This is a genomic window from Streptomyces sp. NPDC052910 (assembly GCF_055585605.1).
The window spans coordinates 1066961-1078129 of sequence record NZ_JBVJJR010000001.1; the positions used below are offsets into that span (position 1 = coordinate 1066961).

At 75.2% G+C, this 11169-nt stretch carries 8 protein-coding genes and 1 pseudogene; 5 read left to right on the forward strand and 4 right to left on the reverse strand.

What is annotated here, in order from left to right; genetic code table 11:
* Positions 1-17: 17 nt before the first annotated feature.
* Positions 18-1652: a succinic semialdehyde dehydrogenase gene (locus ACZ6X9_RS04555; RefSeq protein WP_469776400.1), complete on the reverse strand. Its 1635-nt coding sequence runs from the start codon at positions 1650-1652 to the stop codon at positions 18-20.
* A gap of 171 nt (positions 1653-1823) precedes the next feature.
* Positions 1824-3776 carry a serine/threonine-protein kinase gene (locus ACZ6X9_RS04560; protein ID WP_469776401.1) on the reverse strand — a complete coding sequence of 651 codons (1953 nt, stop codon included), beginning with the start codon at positions 3774-3776 and terminating at the stop codon, positions 1824-1826.
* A 291-nt stretch (positions 3777-4067) separates the two neighbouring features.
* Here ACZ6X9_RS04560 and ACZ6X9_RS04565 point away from each other — a divergent pair, with 291 nt between their 5' ends.
* Positions 4068-5252 carry a winged helix DNA-binding domain-containing protein gene (locus ACZ6X9_RS04565; RefSeq protein ID WP_469776402.1) on the forward strand — a complete coding sequence of 395 codons (1185 nt, stop codon included), beginning with the start codon at positions 4068-4070 and terminating at the stop codon, positions 5250-5252.
* Positions 5253-5350: 98 nt separating this feature from the next.
* Entirely contained in the window at positions 5351-6526 is a 1176-nt protein-coding gene (locus ACZ6X9_RS04570) for a tetratricopeptide repeat protein (RefSeq protein WP_469776403.1), read from the forward strand.
* Positions 6527-6727: 201 nt separating this feature from the next.
* On the opposite strand, the gene ACZ6X9_RS04575 is transcribed toward ACZ6X9_RS04570, so the two are convergent.
* On the reverse strand, positions 6728-7627 hold the full coding sequence (locus ACZ6X9_RS04575; protein WP_469776404.1) for a DUF4344 domain-containing metallopeptidase: 900 nt from the start codon (positions 7625-7627) through the stop codon (positions 6728-6730).
* A gap of 249 nt (positions 7628-7876) precedes the next feature.
* On the opposite strand from ACZ6X9_RS04575, the gene ACZ6X9_RS04580 reads away from it, so the two are divergent.
* Positions 7877-8545 (forward strand): response regulator, encoded by a 669-nt coding sequence (locus tag ACZ6X9_RS04580; RefSeq protein ID WP_469776405.1) that lies wholly within the window; start codon positions 7877-7879, stop codon positions 8543-8545.
* The gene (locus tag ACZ6X9_RS04585; RefSeq protein WP_469776406.1) at positions 8542-9663 is read left to right on the forward strand and encodes a sensor histidine kinase; all 1122 of its coding nucleotides are present in this window, start codon (positions 8542-8544) and stop codon (positions 9661-9663) included. Before ACZ6X9_RS04580 ends, ACZ6X9_RS04585 begins: the two co-directional genes overlap by 4 nt.
* A gap of 561 nt (positions 9664-10224) precedes the next feature.
* Here the strand turns inward: ACZ6X9_RS04585 and ACZ6X9_RS04590 are convergent.
* A complete protein-coding gene (locus ACZ6X9_RS04590; protein WP_469776407.1) occupies positions 10225-10596 on the reverse strand; it encodes an STAS domain-containing protein in 372 nt (123 codons plus the stop codon).
* Positions 10597-11084: 488 nt separating this feature from the next.
* On the opposite strand from ACZ6X9_RS04590, the pseudogene ACZ6X9_RS04595 reads away from it, so the two are divergent.
* Positions 11085-11169 (forward strand): annotated as a pseudogene (locus ACZ6X9_RS04595) (RNA polymerase subunit sigma-70); the annotation flags it as partial.

Sequence of the window (11169 nt, forward strand, 5' to 3'; positions counted from 1 at the left end):
GGACGGTCCGCCGCGGGTCAGCGCAGGCGGAGGGCCTTCAGCGCGCGCAGACCACCCGTCATCAGCCGCGCGTACGCCGCGTCGTCCAGCCCGAAGGCGGGCGCGAGGGGCACCAGCCGCTGGTGGGCGACGGTCTGCGCCTCGGTGTACTTGAGGATGCCCTCGGCGCCGTGCCGGCGGCCCAGGCCGGACTCCCCCATGCCGCCCATGGGCGCGGCGGCGCTGCCGTAGGCGGCGGCGTAGGCCTCGTTGACGTTGACCGTGCCCGCCCGGAGGCGGCCGGCGATCTCCCGGCCGCGGCGGCCGTCACGGGTCCAGACGCTGGCGTTGAGGCCGTACGGCGTGGCGTTGGCGAGGCGTACGGCCTCGTCCTCGTCGTCGAAGCGGTAGACGGAGACGACCGGACCAAACGTTTCCTCGGCGCACACGGCCATCGGGGCGTCCACGCCCTCCAGGATGGTGGGTTCGTGGAAGAGGGGCCCGATGTCGGGCCGGGGGCGTCCGCCGGCGAGGACGGTGGCGCCCTTGGCCACGGCCTCTTCGACGTGCCGGACCACCGTCTCGAGCTGCCGCCGGGAGGTCAGCGAGCCCATGTCGGCGCCGTAGGACAGGGAGGCGCCGAGCCGCAGGGCGCGGGTGCGGGCGGCGAAGCGCTCCAGGAAGGCATCGGCGATCGAGTGGTGGACGTACAACCGCTCGATGGATATGCACAGTTGGCCGGCGCTGGAGAAGCAGCCGCGGATCGCGCCCGCGGCGGCCTTCGCCACGTCCGCGTCGTGCAGGACGAGCATGGCGTTCTTGCCGCCGAGCTCCAGCGAGGAGCCGATCAGGCGGGCGGCGGCGCGCTGCGCGACGTCGCGGCCGGTGCGGGTGGAACCGGTGAAGGTCACGTAGTCGGCGTGGGCCACGACCTCGGGGCCGACGACGGGTCCCTCACCGAGGACCACCTGCCAGAGCTGCTCCGGGAGCCCCGCCTCGACCAGCAGGTCGCGGGCCCACAGCGCGGTGAGGGCGGTCTCGGTGTCCGGCTTCATGACCACCGCGTTGCCGGCCGCGAAGGCCGGGAGGGCGTCGCCGACGGACAGTTCCAGCGGGTAGTTCCAGGGGGCTATCTGGCCCACGACACCCCGCGGGCGCCGGAGTTCGGTGACCTTGGTGAGCAGGGGCAGCACCCCGGTATGCGCCTTCGGCCGCAGCCGGGCGGGGGCGACGCGGCCGTAGTGGCGGGCGGCCACGGCGACGGCCTGGATCTCCTCGTGCGCGTGCAGCCGGGCCTTGCCGGTCTCCGACTGGATGAGGTCCAGGGCCTCCGACTGCCGGCTCAACAGCAGGTCGTGGAAGCGCAGGAGGACGTCCGCGCGCCGGCGCACCGGCACGTCCGCCCACCGGCGCTGCGCCTCGCGCGCCCGCGCGAACGCCTTCGCGACGTCCTCGGGGGTCGACTCCGGAAGCCGGGCCAGCACCTCCTCGGTGAACGGGGTGTGGCTGGCGGTGGTGCCGGAACCGGTCACCCCGCGGGTGAGGCGGGCGACGAGCGCCGGGGTGACCACGTCGGCCACCGTCCGGGAGTCCCCGGCCGGGGCGACGGGGTTGCCCCCGAAGGCCGCCGGGCCCTGTGTCGCCGCTGCTGTGCTGTGCCGCGAGTGCGTCATGAGGCCGAGCGTAGGCGGGGGCGCGGCCTGTTGGGTACCCGCAAGTAGCCTGTTTTCACCGGTCATCCACAATCACGCCAGTGGCTGGTGGCGCGATGGTGGCGGTCAGCGGAGGCGGCTTCACGGCTTCCCTGACCGGCCGGGCGCGGCTCCCGGACCCACCGGACAGGGCTACCCGGACCGGCCGAAGCTGCCGAGGACGGTGTCGAAGTGACGGCGCCCCTCCGCGGCCCGGGCGGCCGGGGCCGACACCCACACGTCGTACATCCTGCCGTCCTCGTTCCAGCAGACGTCCTCGGTGCGCCGGGGCCCGGAGGTGTCCTCGAAGCCGTTCCAGGTGAACTGCCAGGAGGCCGCCTGGTTCCCGTTGTGCGAGGTGCGTGACACGCGGCCGTCGCGATAGCCCGGGTAGCGGTCCGGGGCCTGCGAGGCGGAGTCGCGCATGAAGCCGATCGGGCCGCCCTCCTTGGGCTCGGAGACCAGCACCCCGATGCGGAACTCCTTGTCCGGCGAGTAGTAGAAGACACGCGGCGGTTCGAACGAGCGGGTGTAACCGTCCGGGACCGCGAGCGTGAAGCCCGCCGGATCCCGGACGACGTGGTAGCCCGCGGGCGCCTTGTCCGCCGCGGGTGACGCCGACGGGGCAGGCGAGCCGGCCGGCGGACTCGCCGTGGCGCTCTCCGCGGCCGGGCCCGAGGCGGAGGGCCCGTCGCCGGGCCGGTGCGCCCCGGGCCGCGCGGGCGCGCCGGCGGACCGCACGGCCGACGGGCGGGCGACGACGGTGCGGGTCGTGACGGGCCCGCGGGCGTCGTCCCGCTCGCCGTCGTCACGGAGCACCAGCCAGGCCGCCGCCCCGGCACCCAGCCCGGCCAGGGCGACCAGGGCGACGCCGGCCAGGACCGCCGTACGGACCCGCACGGTCCGGCGGGGGCCGCCCGACGGTCCGGGCGGCGGGACGAACGCCGCGGGAGGCGTCGCGGCGGGAGTTCCCGGCGGCGTCGCGGGTGGTGTCGCGGGTGGTGTCCCGGGGTGCGCGGCTGCCGACGCCTCCGGAGCGGACGGGACGGGTGCCGTGGCGGGTGCCGGGGCGGAGGCGGCCGGAGCGGCCGGCGGCCCGGGCCTGGCTTCGGCGGGCTTCGCGGGGAGAGCCGGTGTCCGCGGGTCGACTGGTGACGTGGGCGAGGCAGGCGAAGCAGCAGAGGCCAGTGGGGCGGACGAAGTGGAGGAAGCGGGCGTCGGGGTGGGGACGCTGCGCTGGGTGGGGGTGTAGTGCAGGGAAGTCGCCGGGGTGCGGCCGGTCTCGAGGTAGGCGCGCAGCAGTCGCTCGGCCTCGTCCGCGCCCATGCGCCGGGCGGGGTCGCGCTCCAGCAGTCCGCGGACGACCGGCAGCAGCGGTCCGACGGACGACGGCGGACGGATCTCGTCGTAGACCACCGCGTGCAGGATGCCGCCCAGCGAATCGCGGTGGAACGGCGACTCGCCACTGAGCACGGTGCAGAGCAGCACCCCCAGCGACCACAGGTCCGACTCCGGGCCCGCCTGGCCGCCGGCCATCCGCTCGGGCGCGGTGTACTCGGGCGAGCCGACGAACGCCCCGGTCTCGGTGATCGTCGTGGCCCCCGAGACCTGGGCGATGCCGAAGTCCGTGAGCACCACGCGCCCGCTTCCCGCCTCCAGGAGGACGTTCGGCGGCTTGATGTCGCGGTGGAGGACGCCCCGCTCATGGGCGGCGCGCAGCGCACCCAGCATCGCCAGCCCGATCCGGGCCGCCTCCTCCGCGTCGGCCGGACCGTCCGCGGCCAGCCGGTCGGACAGCGACCGCCCGTCCACCAGCTCCATGACGATCCACGGCCGGCCGTCCTGCTCCACGATGTCGTGCAGCACGATCACGTTCGGGTGCTTGATGAGAGCCACCGCCCGGGCCTCGCGCAGGGTGCGCTCCTGCGACGACAAGGCGGCACCGACGGACGCGGCGTCGTCCGTGTGCAGTTCCTTGACCGCCACTTCGCGGCCCAGCAGCTCGTCGGTGGCACGCCAGACGGTGCCCATGCCACCGCGCCCGATCCGCCGCCCCAGCCGATAGCGCCCCGCGATCACGCCGTCGTGTGCAGCGAAACTCCCCATGGGCAACATCTTGCCCCACGGGGTGGACCCATGGGGTCGCCGCACCGCCCTGACGGCCGTTCCGGCCTTCCTGCCCTCCGGCCTTCCGGCACCCGGCTCGCGGCCCATCCGGGAAAGTCTCCATGCGCCCCTGACCCGCGGTCAGGGGTTTCCCCCGATCGCCCCCCGAGCCGAAGCCGGGACACGTTCTCCCCCCACCGGCGTACCGCCGCGCCCCGCCGCCCATCCGCCGGCCCGGCCCGGCCGCCATCGAGGACAGGAGCCGACCTACATGCCCCCTACGCTGCGATCATGAGCAGCAGCCGCCCACACTTCAGTGACGACCGGCGCCGCGCCCGCCTCGGACGCCGGCACCTTTTGGCACCCGCGCACCGGGCCGGTTCGGCCGAGGAGGTCGCCGACGCCCTCGTGGCCCTTCACGCGACGGACCCGGCGACCGTGTACCTGTCCGTCTGCGCCCGGCTGGCGAAGCCGTCGGCGGACGAGGTGGACCGGGCGCTGTACGAGGACGTCACGCTGGTGAAGCTGCTCTCCATGCGGCGCACCCTCTTCGCCGTCACCACCGGACTCGCCCCGTACGTCAGCTCGTCCACCGCACGTGCGGTCGCCGCCCGCGAGCGTGTGCAACTGCTGAAGCGCCTGCGGGAGGACCTCGAAGTGGGGGCGCCCTGGGACGAGGAGCGGCTCGCCGCCACGGAACGCGCCACCCTGGAAGCGCTCGCGCTCCGGGGCGAGGCCACGACGGCCGACCTCAACAAGGACGTGCCCGCGCTGCGGGAGACGATCCTGACGTCCCCGGACAAGCCGTACGCCGCACGGCAGAGCGTCGGCAGCCGGGTGCTCCGGATGCTGGCCGCCGACGGCCACGTCCGCCGCGCCCGGCCACGCGGCTCCTGGACCAGCAGCATGTTCCCCTGGGCCGCCGCGGAGCGACTGCCCGAGCCGCCGGTGCGGGAGTCCAAGGCCGAACTGGCGCGCCGCTGGCTCGACTCGTTCGGGCCGGCGACCGAGGCGGACCTCAAGTGGTGGACCGGCTGGTCGCTCGGGGACACCCGGAAGGCCCTCGCCGACGCGGGCGCGGTGGACGTGGAGCTGGCGTCCGGCCCCGGCCGCGCGCTGCCCGGCCAGTGGGAGGAGGAGGCACCGCCGGCCGAGCCGTGGGCCGCCCTGCTGCCCGGCCTGGACCCGACGACGATGGGCTGGCGGCACCGCGACTGGTACCTGTCGCCCGAGCACGTCCCCGCCCTCTTCGACCGGGCCGGGAACGCGGGCCCCACCGTCTGGTGGAACGGCCGCGTGGTGGGCGCGTGGGCGCAGCGCGCCGACGGCGAGGTGGTGTGGCGGCTGCTCACCGACGTGGGCCGGGAGGCGGTCGCCGCGGTCGAGGCCGAGGCCGGGCGGTTGACCGCGTGGATCGGTGACGTACGCGTCACGCCCCGCTTCCGCGCGCCCCTGGAACGGGAGTTGGCGGAATAGGGCGGATCACCGTGCGACGGCTCCGTTCCGGGCATGGATGACCCTGTGCGGACGCAACCCGCCACCTGGACGACGGCGTCATGTACCGGGGGGTTGAAGTGGCCGAGAACAGCACGAAGGGGACACCGGCCGACGAGCCGGACGACATCGTTCCGCGCCTTGCCGAGGCCCGGGACGTCCTGCACTGGGGAGCGGCGGCGGAAGCCGCCGAAATCTACCGCGTACTACAGGAGGAGGCCGCCCGGCTCGGTCTCGTCCCCGAGCGGGCGGCGGCGCTCGTCGGTCTCGGGGACTGCGCCCTGGAGACCGGGGAACTGAGCGAGGCGCGCGACCATTTCGCGGAGGCGGAGCTGCTGCTCGCGGACGAGCCTCCGGCACGCCGGGCGCCCGCCCGCCGGGGGCGCGCCACCGCGCATCTGCTGGCGGGCGAACTGCGCTACTGCTGCCATCTGTTGGAGACCGCGCTGGACGAGCTCGGCACCGCGGGCGCGGGGGACCCGCGGGCACTGCTCGCCCTGCACACGACGGCCATCGCGCCGTACGTCGACCTCGGGGCGTACGCACGGGCCGCGCGCGCCGCGGAGCTCGCGCTGGCGCTCACGCGGCAGGTGGACGATCCGGTGCTGGTGGCGGGCGCGCTGCGGGGGGCGGCCAGGACGCTCGTCGTCGAAGGGAGGTTCGCCGAGGCCGGCACGGTCGTGGCCGAGGCCCAGGAGCTGTGCCGGAGCCGGCGGATCCGCGTCGAACTGGCGCACTGTCACCGCACGCGCGGTTACGTCCACGCCCAGGACGGGCGACTGGCCGCCGCGGAGCGTGAACTGCGCACGGCCCGCGCGATGCTGGCCGCCAAGCGGGCGCCGCTGTTCACCGTTCAGGTCGAGGTGGAACTCGCGGACGTGCTGCGGCGGCGGGGGAAGGCGGACGAGGCGGCCGGCCTGCTCGCGCCCCTGCTGGCGCCGTCCGCGCTGGGGCCCGACCGGGGTGCCGTCCACGCGGGCGGGGCACACCGGCTGCTCGGCCTGATGGCCCAGGAGCGGGGTGACACCGACTCGGCGGAGGAGCACTACTGCGCGGCCCTCTCACTGCTGGAACGCACCGGGGCGGCCGGCGACCTGGCCGACCTCTGCCGGCTGCTCGGTGATCTGCTGCGGCGGAAGGGCCGCACGGAGGCGGCGCTGAACGCGTACCGGACGGGGCTCGGCCACCGGGCCGCGCCCGGCACGACGACGCTGGGTCCGGCACCGCCGGTACCGCTGCGGCGGACGTGCGGATGACCGGGAACGGACGGGGGCGCTCCCGCGCGCGGCGCTCCTGGGAGCCGCGTGTCGCCACCCGACGCGCCTGACCGGAGCTCGTGCGCCGACAGGGGGGGGGCGGGCCGGAAGAGTGGTGCCCCGGTCCCTCCCCTTCGCCGCTCCCCGGGGGGCCGGCTCCGCTTGTCGCGACTCCGCTTGCCGAGACTCCGCCGCTCGTCCTCAAGCGCCGGACGGGCCGGAGGCCGGCCCGTCGGCGGTGCCGGAGCCGCCCCCGCCCCGTACCGCGTACGGCGCCAGCAGCGCCTCCCAGCCCCGTCGCAGGGCGCGGTACTCGTCCGCGCACTGTTCGGCCCGCTCCGGAGCGAGGCGTTTGCCGTCGGCGGGCTCACGATCGCGGCCGGTGGCGGAACCGTGGAGGTAACAGAGGTAGTTGGCGCTGCGGACGGCGTCGGGGGCGTGTTCGTCGCTGGGGTCGCCGTCCTCGGGGTCGTCCGCCGCGTACTGGGCGTAGTTGTCGGCGGCGGCGCGCAGCGCGGCCCGGCCCTCCGCGCCGCGCGCGAGCAGGCGGTACGCGGCGAACTGGTCGGCGACGTCCTCCTCGCGCCCGGTGAAGCGCAGGCCGAGCCGGTCGATGAGGGCGTGGGCGACCTCGTGGTACAGGGTCTCGGTGATCACTCCGGCGGTGCGCCCGGGCACGTCCGGGTCGCGGGCCTGGCGGAACATCGCGCGGACCTCTCCCACGTAGCCGTAGCAGAGGATGACGCGCCGGGTCTCCGGGTCGTACTCGGGAACGTCGTCCTCGGGGCAGGAACGGCCGACGACCGCGATACGCCGGGGCAGCCGGAGGGTGGCGTTCAGGTCCTCCGCGACCCGTTCGGCGAGCCGTCGGCGGCGCAGGAAGGCCAGGTGCTCCGCGTCGTCGCCGTCGGCCTCCCGGTAGGAGAGGGTCACCGCGCCCCCGGAACGGGGTGACGTGCCGTCGTCCGGGCCCCCGCCGCGACCGCCGTCACCACCGCCGCAGGCCGTCACCAGGAGGGCGCCGGCCAGGGCTGCGGGCAGAATACGGACGTACCGCGCGCGGGACGGCGTGCGGGGGCCGGGCCCGGCATGGTGCAGCATGGTCAGCACTCTGCCGGACGGCAGACCGGGAGGGAAATTCACCGGTTCCGCCGGCCGCAGCGGTCGACGAGGTGCGGCCGGTGATCGCGGCCGGCCGGGTGGCGATGGACCGGTGGCGGACCATCGGTGGCAACCGGGCGGCCAACCGGCGGAACATTGCACTCCGCTTTCTCCGTGCCGGTACGGCAGGCTGGAAGGTGCCGGGTGCCCTCCGGGGCCTCCGGAGTGAACAGGACGAGGGAGCGGGCGTTGATCCGTGTCGCTGTGGTGGACGACGAGCAGCTCGTCAGGTCCGGGCTGCGGCTGATCCTGGGGACGGCCCGGGACATCGAGGTCGTCGCGGACTGCGGGGGCGGCGACGCGGTGGCGACCGTGCTCGCCACCGCGCCCGACGTCGTCCTTCTCGACGTGCGGATGCCGGACGTCCCGGGACTGACCGTGCTCCGCGCCCTGCGGGCCGCGCCGGAGCCGCCCGTCGTCGCCATGCTCACCACGTTCGACGCCGACGAGTACCTGGCCGCCGCGCTGCGCGGCGGAGCGGCCGGCTTCCTCCTCAAGGACACCGATCCCGACCAGCTCGTACGGGCCGTACGGACGCTCGCCGCCGGGGGGAGCGTGCTCGACCCCGGGGTGACCGGGACCGTCATCGGCGGCTACCTGGCGGCGGACGCCGGGGCCTCGGCCGCCGAGGCGGTACGGGGCCTGACCCCGCGCGAGCGCGAGGTGCTGGCCCACGTCGGGGCCGGTCTGGCCAATCCGCGGATCGCCGAACGCATGGGCCTGGCCCCCAGCACGGTGAAGGACCACGTCCGCGCGATCCTCGGCAAGCTCGGCGGCGTCAACCGGGTGCAGGCGGCGATCATGGCGGACCGCGCGGGGCTGGTGCCCGTGCCACGCCCCGGGGACGGCGTCCGGTGAACCCCCGGGCGCGGAGCCGGCCGGCCTGGGTCCCGCTCGTCGCGCCCATGGCGCTGGCCGTCGCCGACGCCCTCCTGGTCAACGGGGTGACACCGGGGGCCGCCCTGCTGCTCTCCCTGGTGGCCGCCGTGGCGCTGCTGTGGCGGCGGCGCTTTCCTGTGACGGTCTTCCTGGCCGTCCTGCCCGGCTTCTACGTCGGCTGCGTCTGGTTCGCGCCGCTGATCGCGCTCTACACGGTGGCGGCCGTGCGCCGGCCGGACCGGCGGCTGCTGGGCGTCACCGGACTGCTCTTCGCCGTCGTCCACTTCCTCCCCTGTCCCGCCTTCGGCCTCCCGGCGCGGGACCCGCGCGGACTGGCGCTGGACGCGGTCGACGCCGTCGTCATCGCGGCGGCGCCGATCGCGGTGGGACTGCTCGCCCGGACCCGCCGCGAACTGGCCGCGCGCCTGGACGATCTGACGCACAGCCGGGCCCGCGAGGACCGGCTGCTGGCCGACCGGGTCCTCGCCACCGAGCGCGCCCGGCTCGCCCGCGAGATGCACGACGTCGTCGCCCACCAGGTGAGCCTGATCAGCCTGCAGGCGGGCGCGGTGCAGGTCAGCACGGCCGACAACCGCGGCCGCGCCGGGGCCAGGACGATCCGCGAACTGTCGGTGCGCACCCTGGACGAACTCCGGCACATGGTCGGCATCCTGCGTGCGGCGGGCGCGGACACCGACGAGCTGACGCCGCAGCCGAAGCTCGCGGACCTGCCCCGGCTGATCGAGCTGAGCGCGCTCGACGTCACGTACGAGGACGCCTACGACCCGGCCGCCGAACGCTCGGAGGCGGCGGAACGGGCCGCCTTCCGGACCGTGCAGGAGTCACTGACGAACGTGCGCAAACACGCGCCCGGGGCGAAGGTGCGGGTCCGGGTGGACGAGCCGGACGGCGGGCTGCGCGTCGAGGTCCGCAACGGCCCGGCCGACTCGGCCGTCCAGGCGCCCGGGCTGCCCGGCGGGGGCCACGGCCTGGTGGGACTGCGCGAGCGCGCGCAGAGCCTCGGGGGCATGCTGGAGGCACGGCCGACGGAGGACGGCGGCTTCGTCGTAAGGGCGTGCTTCCCGCTCGGGGGGTGACGGCGCGGTGTTCACGCGGACGACGGCCGTGGCGTGCGGACGGGACCCCGGGGGCGTGAGCGCACGGGCGGTCTGTCGGGCGGTGGCGTACGGAGATTGACGTCGGCGGGTGACGGTACGGGCGGAGACCGCGGAAGGTGACCGTACGGGCGATGACCGCCGACAGCGACCGCGGGAACCGCCGGTGACGACCGTACAGGCGGTGACCGCGGAGGGCGACCGCACAAGCGATGACCGCCGACGGCGACCGCAGGACCGCCGGTGGCAACCGTACGGACGGTGACCACGGAAGGCGACCGCACAAGCGATGGCCGCCGACAGCGACCGCGGGACCGCCGATGGCGACCGCACAGGCCATGGCCGCCGATGGTGATCGCAAGGCTTGCGCGGATTGGTGACCGTCGCACAGGCGATGACATGCGGCGGCCGGCCGTCGGGGCACCGCGCGCCGCCGCGCCCGCCCGGGGGCGTGGCTCCGGGCATGCCCGCGGGCCCCCGCTCCGGACGGCGCGGGGTGAACGGGCGGGCACGGTACGGTCTGCCGGCCGGCGAACCGGCCGGCTAAGCCGAGAGGGAGTCGGTCTCCGAGGTGGCGCTCGCCAGGTCCGGGTAGACCTCGAAGAGGCGGCGCACGCCGAGCGCGGCGAGCACCCTGTTGACGTGCGATCCCTCGACCGCCCCCTGGGCGGGCAGAATCAGTCGCAGCCGTCCTTGGCAGGAGCGCATCAGACGCCGGGCGGCGATGAGCACCCCGACCCCGCTGGAGTCGCAGAACCGCACCTCGCCGAGGTCGAGCACCAGACTCCGCCGCCCCTCCGCCACCGCGTCGTGCACGCGCTGCCGGACCGCAGGGGAGGTCACCAGATCCATCTCGCCGCTGACCTGGAGCACGGCCCAGTTCCCCTGGTCGCACTCCCACACCTTCAACGTCACGCGTTCGAGCCCTTCCACTCGGTCCGCCGGCTGTTCGCGCTTTCCGGCGTTTTTCCGGACTGAGCCCTTCCGCGGTGTGGCCACCGTCCCGTACGCTCCGCGACGGTCGTAAGACCCTCGGGGATCCGATCGCAGGATCCGCCGCGAATTGCCGTCTGGCATAAACCACCGCCTTGAGCCTATGCCCAGCCCGAACGCTTCCTCCCCCCGGATCCGGTCACACCCGCATAACACATCGGCACATTCGGGCACGTCCGGTCAAACCCCGCCGGTTCCCACCGGTCTGCCGGTGGGCGGCCGTCCGCGAGGCGACGGGCGGGGCTCCCCCGGCCCCGTCAAGCCCTATCACCCGGGGCGACCCGGCGCCCGGGCTTCCCTGATCTTCCCCGGAGTTACCCGGAATTCCGTCCGAACGAGCGCCCGTTGTCGGACCCTCCCGTTACATTGCGAAGAGCAGGCGTCGTGACGACGCACGGGAGGAGGGGCGGATGACGGCGGACGCACCACCGCGGTGGGACCGGAGGATGCAGCAGCGGCTCGCGCACGGCGAGGCGGCCGCGCTCGGCGAGCTGT